The 19,698-nt window shown below is 58.2% G+C and carries 32 protein-coding genes; 1 reads left to right on the top strand and 31 read right to left on the bottom strand.

The genetic code is table 11. The features are described 5' to 3' along the window. Window positions 1-12: 12 nt before the first annotated feature. Window positions 13-2,847, top strand: coding sequence for an excinuclease ABC subunit UvrA (uvrA, locus tag OH705_RS23410; protein ID WP_267303079.1), 2,835 nt, complete (start codon window positions 13-15; stop codon window positions 2,845-2,847). A gap of 72 nt (window positions 2,848-2,919) precedes the next feature. Here uvrA and bfr read toward each other — a convergent pair whose 3' ends face one another. The 31 genes from bfr to OH705_RS23255 all read right to left on the bottom strand — a co-directional run. After that, window positions 2,920-3,384, bottom strand: coding sequence for a bacterioferritin (gene bfr, locus OH705_RS23405; RefSeq protein ID WP_028690240.1), 465 nt, complete (start codon window positions 3,382-3,384; stop codon window positions 2,920-2,922). Window positions 3,385-3,547: 163 nt separating this feature from the next. Beyond that, window positions 3,548-4,987, bottom strand: a complete 1,440-nt coding sequence (locus OH705_RS23400; RefSeq protein ID WP_160291306.1) for a catalase — start codon at window positions 4,985-4,987, stop codon at window positions 3,548-3,550. A 170-nt stretch (window positions 4,988-5,157) separates the two neighbouring features. Continuing rightward, a complete protein-coding gene (rplQ, locus tag OH705_RS23395) occupies window positions 5,158-5,544 on the bottom strand; it encodes a 50S ribosomal protein L17 (protein ID WP_003255451.1) in 387 nt (128 codons plus the stop codon). Window positions 5,545-5,586: 42 nt separating this feature from the next. Then, window positions 5,587-6,588: a DNA-directed RNA polymerase subunit alpha gene (locus tag OH705_RS23390; RefSeq protein ID WP_003255452.1), complete on the bottom strand. Its 1,002-nt coding sequence runs from the start codon at window positions 6,586-6,588 to the stop codon at window positions 5,587-5,589. Window positions 6,589-6,610: 22 nt separating this feature from the next. Beyond that, on the bottom strand, window positions 6,611-7,231 hold the full coding sequence (gene rpsD / locus OH705_RS23385) for a 30S ribosomal protein S4 (protein ID WP_023629185.1): 621 nt from the start codon (window positions 7,229-7,231) through the stop codon (window positions 6,611-6,613). A 15-nt stretch (window positions 7,232-7,246) separates the two neighbouring features. Beyond that, the gene (rpsK, locus tag OH705_RS23380; protein WP_012270237.1) at window positions 7,247-7,636 is read right to left on the bottom strand and encodes a 30S ribosomal protein S11; all 390 of its coding nucleotides are present in this window, start codon (window positions 7,634-7,636) and stop codon (window positions 7,247-7,249) included. Between the two features lie 18 nt (window positions 7,637-7,654). Further along, window positions 7,655-8,011 (bottom strand): 30S ribosomal protein S13, encoded by a 357-nt coding sequence (gene rpsM / locus OH705_RS23375; RefSeq protein WP_003255457.1) that lies wholly within the window; start codon window positions 8,009-8,011, stop codon window positions 7,655-7,657. A 131-nt stretch (window positions 8,012-8,142) separates the two neighbouring features. Continuing rightward, a complete protein-coding gene (gene rpmJ, locus OH705_RS23370) occupies window positions 8,143-8,259 on the bottom strand; it encodes a 50S ribosomal protein L36 (RefSeq protein WP_002555468.1) in 117 nt (38 codons plus the stop codon). A gap of 30 nt (window positions 8,260-8,289) precedes the next feature. Beyond that, window positions 8,290-9,621, bottom strand: coding sequence for a preprotein translocase subunit SecY (gene secY, locus OH705_RS23365; protein ID WP_003257108.1), 1,332 nt, complete (start codon window positions 9,619-9,621; stop codon window positions 8,290-8,292). After that, window positions 9,622-10,056 carry a 50S ribosomal protein L15 gene (gene rplO / locus OH705_RS23360; RefSeq protein ID WP_011531896.1) on the bottom strand — a complete coding sequence of 145 codons (435 nt, stop codon included), beginning with the start codon at window positions 10,054-10,056 and terminating at the stop codon, window positions 9,622-9,624. Window positions 10,057-10,059: 3 nt separating this feature from the next. Continuing rightward, window positions 10,060-10,236: a 50S ribosomal protein L30 gene (gene rpmD, locus OH705_RS23355; protein ID WP_011531895.1), complete on the bottom strand. Its 177-nt coding sequence runs from the start codon at window positions 10,234-10,236 to the stop codon at window positions 10,060-10,062. A gap of 2 nt (window positions 10,237-10,238) precedes the next feature. Beyond that, window positions 10,239-10,739 carry a 30S ribosomal protein S5 gene (rpsE, locus tag OH705_RS23350; protein WP_023629184.1) on the bottom strand — a complete coding sequence of 167 codons (501 nt, stop codon included), beginning with the start codon at window positions 10,737-10,739 and terminating at the stop codon, window positions 10,239-10,241. A gap of 3 nt (window positions 10,740-10,742) precedes the next feature. After that, window positions 10,743-11,093 carry a 50S ribosomal protein L18 gene (gene rplR, locus OH705_RS23345; protein WP_023629183.1) on the bottom strand — a complete coding sequence of 117 codons (351 nt, stop codon included), beginning with the start codon at window positions 11,091-11,093 and terminating at the stop codon, window positions 10,743-10,745. A 10-nt stretch (window positions 11,094-11,103) separates the two neighbouring features. Continuing rightward, complete coding sequence (gene rplF / locus OH705_RS23340) at window positions 11,104-11,637, bottom strand: 50S ribosomal protein L6 (RefSeq protein WP_038707244.1); 534 nt, start codon at window positions 11,635-11,637, stop codon at window positions 11,104-11,106. 12 nt (window positions 11,638-11,649) lie between these two features. After that, window positions 11,650-12,042, bottom strand: a complete 393-nt coding sequence (gene rpsH / locus OH705_RS23335) for a 30S ribosomal protein S8 (RefSeq protein WP_023629182.1) — start codon at window positions 12,040-12,042, stop codon at window positions 11,650-11,652. Between the two features lie 210 nt (window positions 12,043-12,252). Further along, a complete protein-coding gene (rpsN, locus tag OH705_RS23330; protein ID WP_023629181.1) occupies window positions 12,253-12,558 on the bottom strand; it encodes a 30S ribosomal protein S14 in 306 nt (101 codons plus the stop codon). A 13-nt stretch (window positions 12,559-12,571) separates the two neighbouring features. Next, entirely contained in the window at window positions 12,572-13,111 is a 540-nt protein-coding gene (rplE, locus tag OH705_RS23325; RefSeq protein ID WP_003255474.1) for a 50S ribosomal protein L5, read from the bottom strand. 20 nt (window positions 13,112-13,131) lie between these two features. Further along, entirely contained in the window at window positions 13,132-13,446 is a 315-nt protein-coding gene (gene rplX, locus OH705_RS23320) for a 50S ribosomal protein L24 (RefSeq protein WP_023629180.1), read from the bottom strand. Window positions 13,447-13,457: 11 nt separating this feature from the next. Then, complete coding sequence (rplN, locus tag OH705_RS23315) at window positions 13,458-13,826, bottom strand: 50S ribosomal protein L14 (RefSeq protein ID WP_008089810.1); 369 nt, start codon at window positions 13,824-13,826, stop codon at window positions 13,458-13,460. Between the two features lie 23 nt (window positions 13,827-13,849). Beyond that, window positions 13,850-14,116, bottom strand: coding sequence for a 30S ribosomal protein S17 (gene rpsQ / locus OH705_RS23310; protein ID WP_003255478.1), 267 nt, complete (start codon window positions 14,114-14,116; stop codon window positions 13,850-13,852). Between the two features lie 2 nt (window positions 14,117-14,118). Then, window positions 14,119-14,310 (bottom strand): 50S ribosomal protein L29, encoded by a 192-nt coding sequence (gene rpmC, locus OH705_RS23305; protein WP_002555481.1) that lies wholly within the window; start codon window positions 14,308-14,310, stop codon window positions 14,119-14,121. Continuing rightward, window positions 14,310-14,723, bottom strand: coding sequence for a 50S ribosomal protein L16 (rplP, locus tag OH705_RS23300; protein ID WP_009397508.1), 414 nt, complete (start codon window positions 14,721-14,723; stop codon window positions 14,310-14,312). The genes rpmC and rplP overlap by 1 nt, the downstream gene beginning before the upstream one ends. A gap of 12 nt (window positions 14,724-14,735) precedes the next feature. Continuing rightward, window positions 14,736-15,422: a 30S ribosomal protein S3 gene (gene rpsC / locus OH705_RS23295; RefSeq protein ID WP_011531889.1), complete on the bottom strand. Its 687-nt coding sequence runs from the start codon at window positions 15,420-15,422 to the stop codon at window positions 14,736-14,738. 13 nt (window positions 15,423-15,435) lie between these two features. Continuing rightward, complete coding sequence (gene rplV, locus OH705_RS23290) at window positions 15,436-15,768, bottom strand: 50S ribosomal protein L22 (protein WP_003103908.1); 333 nt, start codon at window positions 15,766-15,768, stop codon at window positions 15,436-15,438. A gap of 11 nt (window positions 15,769-15,779) precedes the next feature. Next, the gene (gene rpsS / locus OH705_RS23285; protein ID WP_003255482.1) at window positions 15,780-16,055 is read right to left on the bottom strand and encodes a 30S ribosomal protein S19; all 276 of its coding nucleotides are present in this window, start codon (window positions 16,053-16,055) and stop codon (window positions 15,780-15,782) included. A 16-nt stretch (window positions 16,056-16,071) separates the two neighbouring features. Beyond that, window positions 16,072-16,896, bottom strand: coding sequence for a 50S ribosomal protein L2 (gene rplB / locus OH705_RS23280; RefSeq protein WP_003255483.1), 825 nt, complete (start codon window positions 16,894-16,896; stop codon window positions 16,072-16,074). 14 nt (window positions 16,897-16,910) lie between these two features. Beyond that, on the bottom strand, window positions 16,911-17,210 hold the full coding sequence (gene rplW, locus OH705_RS23275; protein WP_003255484.1) for a 50S ribosomal protein L23: 300 nt from the start codon (window positions 17,208-17,210) through the stop codon (window positions 16,911-16,913). Further along, the gene (gene rplD / locus OH705_RS23270) at window positions 17,207-17,809 is read right to left on the bottom strand and encodes a 50S ribosomal protein L4 (protein WP_003255485.1); all 603 of its coding nucleotides are present in this window, start codon (window positions 17,807-17,809) and stop codon (window positions 17,207-17,209) included. The genes rplW and rplD overlap by 4 nt, the downstream gene beginning before the upstream one ends. A gap of 12 nt (window positions 17,810-17,821) precedes the next feature. Further along, window positions 17,822-18,457 carry a 50S ribosomal protein L3 gene (gene rplC, locus OH705_RS23265; protein ID WP_011531887.1) on the bottom strand — a complete coding sequence of 212 codons (636 nt, stop codon included), beginning with the start codon at window positions 18,455-18,457 and terminating at the stop codon, window positions 17,822-17,824. A gap of 80 nt (window positions 18,458-18,537) precedes the next feature. Continuing rightward, complete coding sequence (rpsJ, locus tag OH705_RS23260; RefSeq protein WP_003186070.1) at window positions 18,538-18,849, bottom strand: 30S ribosomal protein S10; 312 nt, start codon at window positions 18,847-18,849, stop codon at window positions 18,538-18,540. A 141-nt stretch (window positions 18,850-18,990) separates the two neighbouring features. Next, window positions 18,991-19,698, bottom strand: a 708-nt coding sequence (locus tag OH705_RS23255) for an EF-Tu/IF-2/RF-3 family GTPase (RefSeq protein WP_267303076.1), incomplete at its 5' end; no start/stop codon positions are given.

Raw genomic sequence — 19,698 nt, 5'->3', positions numbered from 1 at the left:
AGCGAGGCCGTAGTGGACAAGATCCTGATCCGTGGGGCGCGTACCCACAACCTGAAGAACATCGACCTGACCCTGCCCCGGGACAAACTGATCGTGATCACCGGCCTGTCCGGGTCCGGCAAGTCCTCGCTGGCGTTCGACACGCTTTACGCCGAAGGCCAGCGACGCTATGTCGAGTCGCTGTCGGCCTATGCCCGGCAGTTCCTGTCGATGATGGAAAAGCCCGACGTCGACACCATCGAAGGATTGTCGCCGGCCATCTCCATCGAGCAGAAGTCGACCTCGCACAACCCGCGCTCGACCGTCGGCACCATTACCGAGATCTACGACTACCTGCGCCTGCTCTATGCCCGCGTCGGCACCCCGCGCTGCCCGGACCATGACATCCCGCTTGAGGCGCAAACGATCAGCCAGATGGTCGACCTGGTGCTGGAAAAGCCCGAAGGCAGCAAGCTGATGCTGTTGGCGCCGGTGATCCGCGAGCGCAAGGGTGAGCACCTGGCGGTGTTCGACGAGCTGCGCGCCCAAGGCTTCGTACGCGCCAGGGTCAACGGCAAGCTGTACGAGCTCGACGAGTTGCCCAAGCTCGACAAACAAAAGAAACACAGCATCGATGTGGTGGTAGACCGCTTCAAGGTCCGCGCCGACCTGCAGCAGCGCCTGGCCGAGTCCTTCGAGACCGCGCTCAAGCTGGCCGACGGCATCGCCCTGGTGGCGCCGATGGACGACGAGGAAGGCGAAGAAGTGATCTTCTCGGCGCGCTTCGCCTGCCCGGTGTGCGGCCATGCGATCAGCGAGCTGGAGCCGAAGCTGTTCTCCTTCAATAACCCGGCTGGCGCCTGCCCGACCTGCGATGGCCTGGGGGTCAAGCAGTTCTTCGACACCAAGCGCCTGGTCAACGCCGAGCTGACCTTGGCCGAAGGCGCGATTCGCGGTTGGGACCGGCGCAACATCTATTACTTCCAGATGCTCGGCTCGCTGGCCGCGCATTACGGCTTCAGCCTGGAAGAACCATTCGGCGAGCTGTCCGCCGAGCACCAGAAGGTCATCCTGAACGGCAGTGGCAAGCAAAGTGTCGACTTCAAGTACCTCAACGACCGTGGCGACATCGTCAAGCGCTCGCACCCGTTCGAAGGCATCGTGCCGAACCTTGAGCGTCGCTATCGCGAGACCGAGTCGGCCACCGTGCGTGAAGAGCTGGCCAAGTTCCTCGGCACCCAGCCCTGCCCTGATTGCCGCGGCACCCGCCTGCGCCGCGAAGCGCGCCATGTCTGGGTGGGCGAGAAGACCCTGCCGGCAGTGACCAACCTGCCGATCGGCGAAGCCAGCAACTACTTCGGCGCGCTGACCCTCACCGGTCGGCGTGGCGAGATCGCGGCGAAGATTCTCAAGGAGATCTGCGAGCGCCTGCAGTTCCTGGTCAACGTAGGCCTCGACTACCTCACCCTCGACCGCAGCGCCGATACCCTGTCTGGAGGCGAGGCCCAGCGCATCCGCCTGGCCAGCCAGATCGGCGCAGGCCTGGTGGGCGTGATGTACATCCTCGACGAGCCCTCGATCGGCCTGCACCAGCGCGATAACGACCGCTTGCTGGCGACGCTCAACCACCTGCGCGACCTCGGTAACACGGTGATCGTGGTCGAGCACGACGAGGACGCCATCCGCCTGGCCGACTACGTGGTGGACATCGGCCCGGGCGCTGGTGTGCATGGCGGGCAGATCGTCGCCGAGGGCTCGCCCGAGGAGGTGATGGCGCATCCCGACTCGCTGACCGGCAAATACCTGTCCGGGCGCAAGAAGATCGTCGTGCCGGCCAAGCGCACCCCGCGCAACAAGAAACTGTCGCTCAAACTCAAGGGCGCGCGCGGCAACAACCTGCAGAACGTCGACCTGGAAGTGCCGATCGGCCTGCTGACCTGCGTGACCGGTGTGTCCGGCTCGGGCAAATCGACGCTGATCAACAACACCTTGTTCCCCCTGGCCGCCACCGCCCTCAACGGCGCGAGCAGCCTGGAAGCGGCGCCGCACGCCAGCGTCGATGGCCTACAGCACCTGGACAAGGTGGTCGATATCGACCAAAGCCCGATCGGCCGTACGCCACGGTCGAACCCCGCGACATACACCGGCATCTTCACGCCGATCCGCGAGCTGTTCGCCGGCGTGCCGGAATCGCGCTCGCGCGGATACGGTCCGGGGCGCTTCTCGTTCAACGTCAAGGGTGGGCGCTGCGAGGCCTGCCAGGGCGACGGCCTGATCAAGGTCGAGATGCACTTCCTGCCTGACATCTACGTGCCGTGCGACGTGTGCAAGAGCAAGCGTTACAACCGCGAGACCCTGGAGATCAAGTACAAGGGCAAGAACATCCACGAAGTGCTGGAAATGACCATCGAGGATGCCCGCGAATTCTTCGACGCAGTACCTGCCCTGGCGCGCAAGCTGCAGACCCTGATGGATGTGGGCCTGTCGTATATCAAGCTGGGGCAATCGGCGACCACGCTGTCAGGCGGCGAAGCGCAGCGGGTCAAGCTGTCTCGCGAACTGTCCAAGCGCGACACTGGCAAGACCCTGTACATCCTCGACGAACCCACCACTGGCCTGCACTTCGCCGACATCCAGCAACTGCTGGATGTACTGCACCGCCTGCGTGACCACGGCAATACCGTGGTGGTGATCGAGCACAATCTGGATGTGATCAAGACCGCCGACTGGCTGGTGGACCTGGGGCCGGAAGGCGGGTCCAAAGGCGGCCATATCATTGCCTGTGGCACCCCAGAAGAGCTGAGCAAGATGAAGCAGTCGTACACTGGCCACTACCTCAAGCCGCTGCTTGAGCGTGACCGGGCCTGAGTGCCGTCGGCGACATGAAAAAGCCCCTGGTACCATCGGTGCCAGGGGCTTTTTCGTAGGGCTGTGGATAACCTACATCTGCGACTGCAGATAGTTCTCCAGGCCGATGGCCTTGATCAGACCCTGCTGCTTCTCCAGCCAGTAGGTATGATCTTCTTCGGTGTCGGCCAGCTGCGCGCGCAGGATGTCGCGGCTGATGTAGTCCTTGTGCAGTTCGCACAGCTCGATGCCCTTGCACAGCGCGGCACGTACCTTGTACTCGAGCTTGAGGTCGGCCTCGATCATTTCCGGCACGGTGCTGCCCACTTCCAGGTCGTCGGCGCGCATGTCCGGAGTACCTTCGAGCATGAGGATACGGCGCATCAGGGCATCGGCGTGCTGCGTCTCTTCTTCCATCTCGTGGTTGATACGCTCGTAGAGCTTGGTCAAGCCCCAGTCTTCGTACATGCGCGAGTGGATGAAATACTGATCGCGTGCTGCCAGTTCGCCCTTCAGCAACGTGACGAGATAGTTGATTACGTCCGGGTGACCTTGCATCGCCCTGCTTCTCCGTGTGAATACATCAATAGGGCCTAGTGTGAACCAGGTTTTGCTCGCGGTCACTGAAAAACGCGCAATTAGAAGCAAAAAATCGGCTAAACAGTAGTGATATTCATTGAAAAACCGCCCAAATGAGGGCGGTTCTTCTTATCACTTCGACTTAGGCGAGATTCACACCCAACGCCTTCGCGATCCCTTCTCCATAGGCCGGATCAGCCTTGAAGAAGTACTGCAGCTGACGCTGGATGACATCGTCGCTGACACCGGCCATGGTCCCGGCGATGTTGTTGATCAACAGCGCCTTTTGTTCATCGCTCATCAGGCGGAACAGTGCCCCGGCATGGCTGTAGTAATCGTTGTCCTCACGGTGATCGTAACGATCCGCCGAGCCGTTCAGCGCCAGAGCGGGCTCGGCATGCCGCGGAGATTGCTTCGGCGCGCTCGCATGGCTGTTGGGCTCGTAGTTGGGAGCGCCGCCGTATGCGCCGATGGCCATGGAGCCGTCGCGCTGATAGCTGTTCACCGGGCAGCGCGGCGCATTGACCGGCAGTTGCTGGTGGTTGGTGCCTACGCGGTAGCGATGCGCATCGGCATAGGCGAACACACGGCCCTGCAGCATGCGGTCTGGCGACAGGCCAACCCCGGGGATCATGTTGCTGGGCCCGAACGCCGCCTGCTCGACCTCGGCGAAGTAGTTGAGCGGGTTGCGGTTGAGCTCCAGCACACCGACTTCGATCAACGGGTAGTCCTTCTGCGACCAGGTCTTGGTCACATCGAACGGGTTTTCGTCGCGGCTGGCCGCCTCGGCCTCGCTCATCACCTGGATGCACACGGTCCAACGCGGGAAATCTCCGCGCTCGATGGCCTCGAACAGGTCACGCTGGGCGTAGTCCGGGTCGCTCCCGGCCAGGCGTGCGGCATCGGCCGGCGCCAGGTTCTTGATGCCTTGCTGGGTCTTGAAGTGCCATTTGACCCAGCTCCGCTCGCCCTGGGCGTTGATCAGGCTGTAGGTGTGGCTGCCGAAGCCGTGCATGTGGCGGTAGCCATCGGGAATGCCGCGATCAGAGAACAGGATGGTGACCTGGTGCAGTGCCTCGGGCGAATGCGACCAGAAGTCCCACATCATTTGCGCGTTCTTCAGGTTGGTCTGTGGGTGGCGCTTCTGGGTGTGGATGAAGTCGGGGAACTTCAGCGGATCACGAATGAAAAACACCGGGGTATTGTTGCCGACGATGTCCCAGTTACCTTCCTCGGTGTAGAACTTCACCGCGAAACCACGTGGGTCTCGCTCGGTGTCCGCGGAGCCGCGCTCACCACCCACGGTGGAGAATCGCAGGAACGTCTCGGTCTGCTTGCCGATAGCCTCGAACAGCCTGGCACTGGTGAGCTCGGTGATATCACGAGTGACGGTGAAGGTACCGTAGGCGCCGGAGCCTTTGGCGTGAACGCGACGTTCCGGGATGTTCTCGCGGTTGAAGTGGGCAAGCTTCTCGAGCAGGTGGAAGTCGTCGAGCAGCAGCGGGCCACGGGGGCCTGCGGAACGGGAGTTCTGGTTGTCGGCTACGGGTGCACCGCTGGCGGTAGTGAGAATCTTGCTCATGGGCTCTCCTGATCGGTCTTGAATTGCCGGCTAATCGGCTTGAGGAGAGTATTGTCGAGCGAAGCTACAAGAACAAATTCATTAGATGACTTGCATCAATAGAAAATAACAATTCACCAGACAACAAAAAACCGGGCCTAGGCCCGGTTTCTTGTAGCAGACAGAACGTCTTACTCGGCAGCTTCTACAGCACCACCGACCGGACGATCAACCAGCTCGACGTACGCCATAGGCGCGTTGTCGCCAGCGCGGAAACCGCACTTCAGGATACGCAGGTAGCCGCCCTGACGGGTGGCGTAGCGCTTGCCCAGGTCGTTGAACAGTTTGCCAACGGCGGACTTCGAACGGGTACGGTCGAAGGCCAGACGACGGTTGGCAACGCTGTCTTCCTTGGCCAGGGTGATCAGCGGCTCGGCAACGCGGCGCAGTTCCTTGGCTTTCGGCAGGGTGGTTTTGATCAGCTCGTGCTCGATCAGCGACACAGCCATGTTCTGGAACATAGCTTTGCGGTGAGAGCTGGTACGGCTCAGGTGACGTCCACTTTTACGATGACGCATGATTCATTCCTTACCAAACACAACGTTCGGTGATTACGACGATCAGGCAGTCGCCTTGTCGTCTTTCTTAAGGCTTGCAGGCGGCCAGTTGTCGAGGCGCATGCCGAGAGACAGACCACGGGAGGCCAGGACGTCCTTGATTTCAGTCAGGGACTTCTTGCCCAGGTTAGGAGTCTTCAACAGCTCTACTTCGGTACGCTGAATCAGGTCGCCGATGTAGTAGATGTTCTCCGCCTTGAGGCAGTTGGCCGAACGTACGGTCAGTTCCAGGTCGTCAACCGGGCGCAGCAGGATCGGATCGATCTCGTCTTCCTGCTCGACCACAACCGGCTCGCTGTCACCTTTGAGGTCGACGAACGCGGCCAGCTGCTGTTGCAGGATGGTCGCGGCACGACGGATGGCCTCTTCAGGATCCAGGGTACCGTTGGTTTCCAGATCGATGACCAGCTTGTCCAGGTTGGTACGCTGCTCAACACGGGCGTTCTCGACCACGTAGGCGATACGACGCACCGGGCTGAACGAAGCGTCCAGCTGGAGACGGCCAATGCTGCGGCTTTCGTCTTCGTCGGTCTGACGGGAGTCGGCCGGCTCGTAACCGCGACCACGAGCTACAGTGAGCTTCATGTTCAGGGCGCCGTTGGACGCCAGGTTCGCGATTACGTGATCGGGGTTGACGATCTCGACATCGTGATCCAGCTGAATATCGGCAGCGGTAACCACCCCCGAACCCTTTTTCGACAAGGTCAGCGTAACTTCGTCACGACCGTGCAGTTTGATAGCCAGGCCTTTCAGGTTCAACAGGATTTCAATGACGTCTTCCTGTACACCTTCGATCGCGGAGTACTCGTGGAGTACGCCATCAATCTCGGCCTCGACTACTGCACAGCCAGGCATGGAGGACAACAGGATGCGGCGCAGCGCGTTGCCCAGGGTATGGCCGAAGCCACGCTCGAGAGGCTCGAGCGTGATCTTGGCGCGGGTTGGACTGACAACCTGCACGTCGATGTGACGGGGTGTCAGAAACTCATTTACCGAAATCTGCATGGATGCACCTATTTTCTAGCCCTTACTTGGAGTAGAGCTCGACAATCAGGTTTTCGTTGATGTCGGCGGACAGGTCGCTGCGAGCAGGAACGTTCTTGAAAACGCCCGACTTTTTAGCAGCATCCACATCAACCCACTCAACGCGGCCACGCTGGGCGCACAGTTCAAGGGCTTGAACAATGCGCAGCTGGTTCAGCGACTTCTCGCGAACCGAGACCACGTCACCCGGACGAACTTGGTAGGATGGAATGTTTACGGTTTTACCGTTGACGCTGATAGCTTTGTGCGAAACCAGCTGACGGGACTCGGAACGAGTCGAGCCGAAGCCCATACGGTAAACGACGTTATCCAGACGGCACTCGAGCAGTTGCAGCAGGTTCTCACCAGTTGCGCCTTTTTTCGAGGCAGCAGCTTGGTAGTAACCGCGGAACTGACGCTCCAGAACACCGTAGATACGACGAACTTTTTGTTTCTCGCGCAGCTGGGTACCGTAGTCGGACTGACGGCCACGGCGCTGGCCGTGGATACCTGGGGCTGCTTCGATGTTGCACTTCGATTCCAGAGCGCGAACGCCGCTCTTCAGGAACAGGTCAGTGCCTTCACGGCGAGACAGTTTGCATTTTGGACCAATGTAACGTGCCATTTATCTGTCTCCTGATTACACGCGACGCTTCTTCGGCGGACGGCACCCGTTATGCGGGATTGGCGTCACGTCGGTGATGCTGGCGATCTTGTAGCCGCAGCTGTTCAGTGCACGAACGGCGGACTCACGACCTGGACCTGGACCCTTGACGTTCACGTCGAGGTTCTTCAGACCGTATTCCAGCGCAGCTTGACCAGCACGCTCAGCAGCGATCTGTGCTGCGAACGGGGTGGATTTGCGCGAACCACGGAAACCCGAACCACCGGAAGTAGCCCAGGACAGCGCGTTGCCCTGACGGTCGGTGATGGTCACGATGGTGTTGTTGAAAGACGCATGGATGTGGGCGATGCCATCAACCACTGTCTTTTTGATTTTTTTACGAGGACGAGCAGCAGGTTTTGCCATGTCTATATTCCTGGGCGATTACTTGCGGATCGGCTTACGCGGGCCCTTACGGGTGCGTGCGTTGGTCTTGGTGCGCTGACCGCGAACCGGCAGACCTTTACGATGACGCAGGCCGCGGTAGCAACCCAGGTCCATCAAGCGCTTGATCTTCATGTTGATGTCACGGCGCAGGTCACCTTCGGTGGTGAACTTCGCGACTTCGCCACGCAGGGTTTCGATTTGCTCGTCGCTCAGATCCTTGATCTTAGCGGCTGGGTTTACACCAGCATCTGCACAGATTTTCTGTGCAGTTGTGCGACCGACACCATAGATGTAGGTCAGCGAGATAACAGTATGCTTGTTATCTGGAATGTTGACGCCTGCAATACGGGCCATTCAGTGGGACTCCAATTGACAGCTACCTACGCCCCGGAAGCCAAGAAATAGGGCGCGAGATAATATCGCTGTAGAAACGAATAATCAACCCAGCAGCACACTAGCTGCTGGGTTTGAAGCGCGGATCACACTCAGCCTTGGCGCTGCTTGTGACGCGGTTCCGCGCTGCAGATCACGCGCACGACACCTTCGCGACGAATGATCTTGCAGTTGCGGCACAGCTTTTTCACCGATGCACGAACTTTCATTACCGACTCCTCGAACCTTAAGGGGCTAAATCAGCGCAGCAGACCGCTGCCGCCGTAGCCTTTCAGGTTGGCTTTCTTCATCAGGGATTCGTACTGGTGCGAAACGAGGTGCGATTGTACTTGGGACATGAAGTCCATCACAACCACTACCACAATCAGCAACGAGGTCCCGCCAAGGTAGAACGGCACGTTTGCTGCTACCACCAGGAACTGGGGCAGAAGGCACACGGCCATCATGTAAAGAGCACCGAACATGGTCAAACGGGTCAGAACGCCATCAATGTAGCGCGCCGACTGCTCACCAGGACGGATGCCCGGAATAAAGGCACCGGACTTCTTCAGGTTTTCCGCTACGTCTTTCGGGTTGAACATCAACGCTGTGTAGAAGAAGCAGAAGAAAATGATCCCTGCACTAAACAGCAGAATGTTCAACGGCTGACCAGGAGCGATCGACTGCGAGATGTCCTGCAGCCAGCCCATACCTTCAGACTGACCGAACCAGGCACCCAGCGAAGCCGGGAACAGCAAGATGCTGCTCGCGAAAATGGCCGGGATTACCCCCGCCATGTTCACTTTCAGCGGCAGGTGGCTGGTCTGCGCAGCGAAGACCTTGCGGCCCTGCTGACGCTTGGCGTAGTGAACGGCGATACGACGCTGACCACGCTCGATGAACACCACGAAGCCGATAATCGCTACTGCCAGCAAACCGATTGCGACCAGGGCGAAGATGTTGATATCGCCTGTGCGTGCAGACTCGAAAGACTGCCCGATTGCTCTCGGAAGACCGGCAACGATACCTGCGAAGATCAACATCGAGATACCGTTGCCCACACCGCGCTCGGTGATCTGCTCGCCCAGCCACATCATGAACATCGCGCCCGCCACGAAGGTGGAGACGGCGACGACATGGAAGCCGAGGCCAACAGAAAACGCCACGCCCTGGTTGGCCAGGCCAATGGACATGCCAATGGCTTGGACCAGCGCCAGGATAACGGTGCCGTAGCGGGTGTACTGGCTGATCTTGCGACGGCCAGCTTCACCTTCCTTCTTCAACTGCTCCAGCTGCGGGCTGACAGCGGTCATGAGCTGCATTATGATCGATGCCGAGATGTACGGCATGATCCCCAGTGCAAAGATGCTCATGCGCTCCAGCGCGCCGCCGGAAAACATGTTGAACAAGCTAAGAATGGTCCCCTCATTCTGCCGGAACAGATCCGCGAGACGGTCCGGGTTAATGCCTGGTACCGGGATGTGCGCGCCAATCCGATAGACGATGATCGCCATGAACAGAAAACGCAGACGAGCCCAGAGTTCCGACATCCCGCCCTTACCGAGCGAAGAGAGAGCACCTTGCTTAGCCATTTATTCCTCGAACTTGCCGCCAGCTGCTTCGATAGCCGCACGTGCACCTTTGGTGACGGCGATACCCTTGAGGGTGACTGCGCGAGTGACTTCGCCCGACAGCATGATTTTCACACGCTGTACGTGCTGGCCGATCACGTTTGCGTCCTTCAGGGACTGAACGGTGATCAGATCGCCTTCCACCTTGGCCAGCTCGGACAGACGCACTTCAGCGCGGTCCATGGCTTTCAGGGAAACGAAGCCGAACTTCGGCAGGCGACGGTGCAGCGGCTGTTGACCGCCTTCGAAGCCTGGAGCGATGGAACCACCAGAACGGGAGGTCTGACCTTTGTGACCACGGCCACCGGTCTTACCCAGACCGCTACCGATACCACGGCCCGGACGGTGCTTCTCGCGACGGGAACCCGGCGCTGGACTCAGATCATTGAGTTTCATCGATTAACCCTCGACCTTCAGCATGTAGTAAGCCTTGTTGATCATCCCGCGGTTCTCGGGAGTATCCTGGACTTCTACAGTGTGACCGATACGACGCAGACCCAGACCCTTCACGCACAGTTTGTGGTTAGGGATACGGCCCGAGACGCTCTTGATCAGCGTAACTTTTACGGTTGCCATGATCAGATGATCTCCTCAACAGTCTTGCCGCGCTTGGCAGCAATGGACTCAGGGGATTGCATGGCCTTCAGACCCTTGAAGGTGGCGTGAACCACGTTCACCGGGTTGGTCGAACCGTAGCACTTGGCCAGGACGTTCTGAACGCCAGCAACTTCCAGGACGGCACGCATTGCGCCACCGGCGATGATACCGGTACCTTCCGAGGCAGGCTGCATGTAGACCTTCGAGGCGCCGTGGGCGGCCTTGGTGGCGTACTGCAGGGTGGTGCCCTTCAGGTCAACCTGAATCATGTTGCGACGAGCAGCTTCCATGGCTTTCTGGATCGCGGCAGGTACTTCGCGCGATTTGCCACGGCCAAAGCCAACACGACCCTTGCCATCACCTACCACGGTCAGCGCGGTGAAGGTGAAGATACGGCCGCCTTTAACGGTTTTGGCTACGCGGTTAACTTGAACCAGCTTCTCGATGTAGCCTTCGTCGCGCTTTTGATCGTTATTTGCCATAACTTAGAACTCCAGCCCGCCTTCACGAGCAGCATCAGCCAGCGCCTTGACGCGGCCATGGTACTTGAAGCCGGAACGGTCAAAGGCAACTTGAGATACACCGGCGGCTTTCGCGCGCTCAGCTACCAGCTTGCCAACCTTAGTGGCCGCGTCGATGTTGCCAGTGGCGCCATCACGCAGTTCTTTGTCCAAGGTCGAGGCGCTTGCCAGAACCTTGCTGCCGTCGGCCGAAATGACCTGGGCATAGATGTGCTGCGAGGAGCGGAACACGCACAGACGCACGGCTTCGAGCTCGTGCATTTTCAGGCGTGCTTTGCGAGCGCGACGCAGTCGAATAACTTTTTTGTCGGTCATTTGCTAGGCCCTACTTCTTCTTGGCTTCTTTACGACGGACTACTTCGTCCGCGTAACGCACACCCTTGCCCTTGTAAGGCTCTGGCGGACGGAAACCGCGGACTTCAGCGGCCACCTGACCCACCAGCTGCTTGTCGATTCCCTTGATCAGGATGTCGGTCTGGCTTGGGGTTTCAGCAGTGATACCGGCTGGCAGTTCGTAATCCACTGGGTGCGAGAAGCCCAGAGCCAGGTTCAGGACGGTGCCTTTGGCCTGAGCTTTGTAACCAACACCGACCAGCTGGAGCTTGCGCTCGAAGCCTTGGCTTACGCCGTGGACCATGTTGTTCACCAGGGCGCGGGTGGTACCGGCCATGGCGCGAGCTTGCTGGTCACCGTTGCGAGCGACGAAACGCAGCTCACCAGCTTCTTCGGTAACTTCAACAGACGAGTGAACGTTCAGTTCGAGAGTGCCCTTGGCACCCTTTACCGAAAGCTGCTGACCGGCGAATTTGACTTCGACGCCTGCTGGCAGCTTAACGGGGTTCTTAGCGACGCGAGACATGCCTATCTCCCCTTAGAACACTGTGCACAGAACTTCGCCGCCGACACCGGCAGCGCGCGCAGCGCGGTCAGTCATCACACCTTTGTTGGTGGAGACGATAGACACGCCCAGGCCGCCACGTACTTTCGGCAGCTCAGAGACGGCCTTGTACTGGCGCAGGCCAGGACGGCTGGTACGCTTCAGTTCCTCGATGACCGGACGGCCTTCGAAGTACTTGAGTTCGATCGACAGGGAAGGCTTGGCTTCGCCGTTGACTTCGTAGCCGGCGATGTAACCTTCGTCTTTCAGTACTTTGGCAACCGCGACCTTCAGGGTAGAAGAAGGCATGCTTACGACAGACTTTTCAGCCATCTGGGCATTACGGATGCGAGTTAGCATGTCCGCTAACGGGTCCTGCATACTCATGGGCTAGATGCTCCTGATACAAGAATTATTAGCCTTGCGGCTATCACAACCACCCGAGCAGGCAGGGCAAAAAACCCGGGCTCAGGTGAGCCGGTCATTCTAGACACAAGGCAGAAACGAAACAAGCCCCATATAGGGGCTTGTTTCAATGCGAGGTCACCGGCGGTCGGAAGATCACTCCCCTTCCACCGGTGGTCACGCCAACCGGGATTACCAGCTGGCCTTGACCAGACCTGGCACGTCACCACGCATGGCGGCTTCGCGCAGCTTGTTACGGCCGAGGCCGAACTTGCGGTACACGCCGTGCGGACGACCGGTGATGCGGCAACGGTTACGCATGCGCGAAGCGCTGGCGTCACGTGGTTGCTTCTGCAGGGCGACAACGGCAGCGAAACGCTCTTCTGGAGAGGCGTTCAGGTTGACGATGGTCGCTTTCAGCTCGGCACGCTTTTTGGCGTACTTGGCTACCGTGAGCTGACGCTTCAGCTCGCGGTTTTTCATGCTCTTCTTGGCCATTTTCCTACTCCAATCAGTTGCGGAACGGGAACTTGAAAGCACGCAGCAGAGCGCGGCCTTCGTCGTCCGAACGAGCAGTGGTGGTCAGGGTGATGTCCAAACCGCGCAGAGCATCGATCTTGTCGTAGTCGATTTCCGGGAAGATGATCTGCTCTTTCACGCCCATGCTGTAGTTGCCACGACCATCGAAGGACTTGGCATTCAGGCCGCGGAAGTCGCGAACCCGAGGCAGGGAGATCGCCAGCAGGCGGTCCAGGAATTCGTACATCTTGTCGCTACGCAGGGTCACCTTGACGCCGATCGGCCAGCCTTCACGGACTTTGAAGCCCGCGATGGATTTACGAGCGAAAGTCACGACCGGCTTTTGACCGGTGATCTTTTCCAGGTCGGCAACAGCGTGCTCGATGACTTTCTTGTCGCCGATCGCTTCGCCCAGACCCATGTTCAGGGTGATTTTGGTAACGCGCGGAACTTCCATCACGTTCGACAGCTTAAGTTCTTCCTTAAGCTTGGGAGCGATTTCGTTCCGGTAAATCTCTTTCAGTCGTGCCATGGTCTTCTACCTAGCAGTGTTCAAGCATCAACCGCTTTTTGGGTCGACTTGAAGACACGAATTTTCTTGCCTTCTTCTACTTTGAAGCCAACGCGGTCAGCCTTGTTGGTTTCGCTGTTGAAGATGGCAACGTTGGAAGCGTGCAGTGGCGCTTCTTTTTCGACGATACCGCCCTGAACGCCCGCCATCGGGTTAGGCTTGGTATGACGCTTGACCAGGTTCACACCACCGATGACCAGACGGTCATCAGCCAGAACCTTCAGCACCTTACCGCGCTTACCCTTGTCTTTGCCGGCGATCACGATGATCTCGTCGTCACGACGAATCTTTTGCATGTCGGATCTCCTTAGAGCACTTCAGGGGCGAGCGAAACGATCTTCATGAACTTCTCGGTACGAAGTTCACGGGTCACTGGCCCGAAGATGCGAGTACCGATCGGCTCTTGCTTGGTGTTCAGCAGAACAGCAGCGTTGCCGTCGAAACGAATGATGGAACCGTCAGCGCGACGTACACCGTGACGGGTACGGACGACAACAGCGGTCATCACCTGGCCTTTTTTGACCTTACCGCGAGGAATTGCTTCCTTGACGGTAACTTTGATGATGTCACCGATACCGGCGTAACGACGGTGGGAACCGCCGAGCACCTTGATGCACATGACGCGACGAGCGCCGCTGTTATCGGCCACATCGAGCATGGATTGAGTCTGAATCATAAAATTTCTCCGACCCCTAGCCCTTAGACTTCAACAGCGCGTTCGAGGACTTCAACCAGTGCCCAGGACTTGGTCTTGGCCAGCGGACGGGTTTCACGGATGGAAACCTTGTCGCCGATCTTGCACTGGTTGGCTTCGTCGTGCGCGTGCAGCTTAGTCGAACGCTTAACGTATTTACCGTAGATCGGGTGCTTTACGCGACGCTCGATCAGAACGGTGATGGTCTTGTCCATTTTGTCGCTGACGACACGGCCAGTCAGCGTACGGACGGTTTTTTCAGCTTCAGCCATGATCACTTACCTGCCTGCTGGTTGAGCACAGTTTTCACGCGAGCGATGTCACGCTTAACTTGCGAGAGCAGGTGCGACTGCCCCAACTGGCCAGTTGCTTTCTGCATGCGCAGATTGAACTGGTCGCGCAGCAAGCCGAGCAGTTGCTCATTCAGTTGCTGTGCGGATTTTTCACGAAGTTCATTCGCTTTCATCACATCACCGTCCGCTTAACAAAGGAGGTGGCGAGTGGCAGCTTTGCAGCAGCCAGGGCGAAAGCTTCGCGCGCCAGCTCTTCAGAAACACCCTCGATCTCGTACAGGACTTTGCCTGGCTGAATCTGGGCAACCCAGTATTCCACGGAACCCTTACCTTTACCCATCCGCACTTCGAGAGGCTTCTTGGTAACCGGCTTGTCCGGGAACACACGGATCCAGATCTTGCCGCCACGCTTAACGTGACGGGTCAGGGCACGACGTGCCGACTCGATCTGGCGAGCGGTGAGACGACCGCGGGCGACAGCTTTCAGAGCGAACTCGCCGAAGCTGACCTTGCTACCGCGCAGTGCCAGACCACGGTTGTGGCCGGTCATCTGCTTGCGGAATTTTGTACGCTTTGGTTGCAACATTTGGCGTACCCCTTACTTAGCAGCTTTTTTACGAGGCGCTGGTGCTTGCGGCTTCAGCTCTTCCTGGCGACCACCAATAACTTCGCCTTTGAAGATCCAAACCTTCACACCGATCACACCGTAGGTGGTGTGAGCTTCGTAGGTGTTGTAGTCGATATCGGCACGCAGGGTGTGCAGGGGCACACGACCTTCGCGATACCACTCGGTACGTGCGATCTCGGCACCGCCGAGACGACCGCTCACCTGGATCTTGATGCCCTTGGCACCAATACGCATGGCGTTCTGCACGGCGCGCTTCATGGCGCGACGGAACATTACGCGGCGCTCCAGCTGCTGGGCTACGCTCTGAGCAACCAGCATGGCGTCGAGTTCCGGCTTGCGGATCTCTTCGATGTTGATGTGCACAGGCACACCCATCTGCTTGGTCAGGTCCTGACGCAGCTTCTCAACATCTTCACCTTTCTTGCCGATAACGATACCGGGACGAGCGGTGTGGATGGTGATGCGTGCAGTTTGAGCCGGGCGATGGATATCGATACGGCTAACGGACGCGCTTTTTAGTTTGTCTTGGAGGTACTCGCGAGTTTGCAGATCCTTCAGCAGGTAATCTGCGTAAGTCGCGCCGTCTGCGTACCAGACGGAGGTGTGCTCCTTGACGATTCCCAGGCGAATGCCAGTGGGATGTACTTTCTGACCCATCTGATCGACTCCGTTACTTGTCCGCAACCTTGACAGTGATATGGCAAGACCGCTTGACGATGCGATCAGCACGGCCTTTGGCACGTGGCATGATGCGCTTCAGCGAACGCCCTTCGTTGACGAAGACGGTGGAGACCTTCAGGTCATCAACGTCTGCGCCTTCGTTGTGTTCGGCGTTGGCAACGGCCGACTCGAGGACTTTCTTCATGATTTCAGCGGCTTTTTTGCTGCTGAAGGCCAACAGGTTGAGCGCTTCGCCCACCTTCTTCCCGCGGATCTGGTCGGCGACCAAGCGGGCTTTCTGGGCGGAGATGCGAGCGCCCGACAACTTAGCGGCTACTTCCATTTCCTTACCCCTTAACGCTTGGCTTTCTTGTCAGCCACGTGCCCGCGGTAGGTGCGGGTACCGGCGAACTCGCCCAGTTTGTGGCCGACCATGTCTTCGTTCACGAGAACTGGGACGTGTTGGCGACCGTTGTGTACCGCGATGGTCAGACCGACCATTTGTGGCAGGATCATCGAACGGCGCGACCAGGTTTTAACTGGCTTGCGATCGTTCTTCTCCACCGCCACTTCGACCTTCTTCAACAGGTGAAGATCGATAAAAGGACCTTTTTTCAGAGAACGTGGCACTGTCGTATCCCTCTAGTTACTTGCGACGACGGACGATCATGTTGTCGGTACGCTTATTACCACGGGTTTTAGCACCCTTGGTTGGGAAGCCCCATGGCGATACCGGATGACGACCACCGGAGGTACGACCTTCACCACCACCATGCGGGTGGTCAACCGGGTTCATGGCAACACCACGAACGGTTGGGCGAACGCCGCGCCAGCGTTTGGCACCAGCTTTACCCAGCGAACGCAGGCTGTGCTCGGAGTTCGAGACTTCGCCCAGGGTCGCACGGCACTCAGCCAGGACTTTACGCATTTCACCAGAGCGCAGACGCAGGGTCACGTAGACACCTTCACGAGCGATCAGCTGAGCCGAAGCACCAGCGGAACGAGCGATCTGAGCACCTTTACCCGGCTTCAGTTCGATGCCGTGAATGGTGCTACCTACTGGAATGTTGCGCAGTTGCAGGGAGTTACCGGCCTTGATTGGGGCCAGGGCACCTGCGATCAGCTGGTCGCCAGCGCTCACGCCTTTAGGGGCGATGATGTAGCGACGCTCACCGTCTGCGTAGCACAGCAGGGCGATGTGAGCAGTACGGTTTGGATCGTATTCGATACGCTCGACAGTGGCTGGGATGCCATCTTTGTCGTTGCGACGGAAGTCGACCAGACGGTAGTGCTGCTTATGACCACCACCCACGTGACGCGTGGTGATGCGGCCATTGTTGTTACGACCACCAGACTTCGATTTCTTCTCGATCAGCGGTGCGTGAGGAGCGCCTTTGTGCAGCTCCTTGTTGACCACCTTGACCACGAAACGGCGGCCAGGGGAAGTCGGTTTGCATTTAACGATTGCCATGATGCACCCCTTCCTTACTCAGCACTGCTGCTGAAATCGAGATCTTGGCCTGGCTGAAGGGAGACGATCGCCTTCTTCCAGTCATTACGCTTGCCCAGACCACGTGCGGTACGCTTGGTTTTACCCAGAACGTTAACGGTCGACACGTTTTCAACTTTTACGTTGAACAGGCCTTCGACAGCTTTCTTGATTTCCAGCTTGGTTGCATCGGTAGCAACCTTGAATACGAACTGGCCTTTTTTCTCAGCCAGAACGGTAGCCTTCTCGGAAACGTGCGGGCCAAGGAGGACTTTGAATACGCGTTCCTGGTTCATCCCAGCAGCTCCTCGAATTTCTTCACGGCCGAGACAGTGATCAACACTTTCTCGTATGCGATCAGACTGACCGGGTCGGAACCTTGAACGTCACGTACGTCGACGTGCGGCAGGTTACGAGCAGCCAGGTACAGGTTCTGATCAACAGCGTCCGAAACGATCAGTACGTCGCTCAGACCCATGCCGTTCAGCTTGTTCAGCAGGTCTTTGGTTTTCGGTGCTTCAACAGCGAAGTCCTGAACCACGACCAGACGGTCGCTACGCACCAGCTCGGCGAGAATGGAGCGCAGGGCTGCGCGGTACATCTTCTTGTTGAGCTTCTGCGAGTGATCTTGAGGACGAGCTGCGAAGGTTACACCACCGCCACGCCAGATCGGACCACGGGTAGTACCGGCACGAGCACGGCCAGTACCTTTCTGACGCCATGGGCGCTTACCGCCACCGGCTACGTCAGAACGGGTCTTCTGCTGCTTGGTGCCCTGACGGCCGCCGGCCATGTAGGCCACGACTGCTTGGTGTACCAGCGTCTCGTTGAATTCGCCACCGAAAGTCAGTTCGGAAACTTCGATCGCCTGAGCGTCATTTACATTAAGTTGCATGTCAGTTTCCCCTTACCCGCGAGCCTTGACAGCTGGACGCACAACCACGTCGCCGCCAGTAGCGCCTGGAACGGCACCCTTGATCAGCAGCAGGTTGCGTTCAGCGTCTACGCGTACTACTTCCAGGGACTGCACAGTCACGCGCTCAGCGCCCATGTGACCGGACATTTTCTTGCCCTTGAATACACGACCAGGAGTCTGGCACTGGCCGATGGAGCCAGGGACACGGTGCGATACGGAGTTACCGTGGGTGTTATCTTGACCACGGAAGTTCCAGCGCTTGATGGTACCGGCGAAGCCTTTACCTTTGGACTGACCGGTTACGTCTACCAGCTGGCCTGCAGTGAAGAGTTCAGCTTTGATCAGATCGCCAGCCTGGAAATCGCCTTCTTCAAGACGGAACTCCCAGACACCGCGACCAGCGGCAACGTTGGCCTTGGCAAAGTGGCCTGCCTGAGCGGCGGTCACACGCGAAGCACGACGCTCGCCGACAGTGACTTGCACTGCACGGTAGCCATCAGTTTCTTCGGTTTTGAACTGGGTGACGCGATTCGGCTCGATCTCGATGACCGTGACCGGAATGGAGACACCTTCTTCGGTGAAAATACGGGTCATGCCCGCTTTCCGACCGACTACACCAATAGTCATGTTGTAAACCTCATGAGTGTACGGGGCTTTCACCCGCTATGGCCGCCCATTTCAGAGCGTTACACGACCAGACCGAAGTCTTAGCCGAGGCTGATCTGTACTTCCACGCCGGCCGCCAGATCGAGCTTCATCAGCGCGTCAACGGTTTTATCCGTTGGCTGGACGATGTCCAGAACACGCTTATGAGTGCGGATCTCGTACTGGTCACGCGCGTCTTTGTTGACGTGCGGGGAGACCAGAACGGTGAAACGCTCTTTGCGGGTAGGCAGTGGAATTGGACCACGCACTTGTGCACCAGTACGTTTCGCGGTTTCCACGATTTCCTGGGTGGATTGGTCGATCAGGCGATGGTCGAAAGCCTTCAACCTGATACGGATTTGCTGATTTTGCATTGGATTTCAGACTCCAGGCTGTTCCCAACGGACGCACTACGCCCGCTAAAAGGAGGCGTGATTCTATAGACGCCCCAATTTAGTGTCAACCCAATAAAAAAAGCCCCCGCTGAGCGGGGGCTTTTTCAATCGGTCGAGTGATTACTCGATGATTTTGGCTACGACGCCGGCGCCGACGGTACGACCGCCTTCACGGATGGCGAAACGCAGACCGTCTTCCATTGCGATGGTCTTGATCAGGGTGACAGTCATCTGGATGTTGTCACCTGGCATTACCATTTCAACGCCTTCCGGCAGTTCGCAGTTACCGGTCACGTCAGTGGTACGGAAGTAGAACTGAGGACGGTAGCCTTTGAAGAACGGAGTGTGACGGCCGCCTTCTTCCTTCGACAGGACGTAGACTTCTGCGGTGAACTTGGTGTGCGGCTTGACCGAACCTGGCTTGACCAGAACCTGGCCACGCTCAACGTCGTCACGCTTGGTACCACGCAGCAGAACGCCGCAGTTCTCGCCAGCACGACCTTCGTCCAGCAGCTTGCGGAACATCTCAACACCGGTGCAGGTGGTGGTGGTGGTGTCACGCAGACCAACGATTTCCAGGGCGTCCTGAACGCGGACGATACCACGCTCGATACGACCGGTAACAACGGTACCACGACCCGAGATCGAGAATACGTCTTCGATCGGCATCAGGAACGGCTGGTCGATGGCACGAACTGGCTCAGGGATGTAGGCATCCAGAGTTTCTACCAGCTTCTTGACAGCGGTAGTACCCATTTCGTTGTCGTCTTTGCCTTCCAGCGCCATACGAGCCGAACCGATGATGATCGGGGTGTCGTCGCCTGGGAA

The sequence above is a fragment of the Pseudomonas sp. BJa3 genome, assembly GCF_026343815.1.
Classification (GTDB): domain Bacteria; phylum Pseudomonadota; class Gammaproteobacteria; order Pseudomonadales; family Pseudomonadaceae; genus Aquipseudomonas; species Aquipseudomonas soli.
This window is presented reverse-complemented; position numbering and strand designations above follow the sequence as displayed.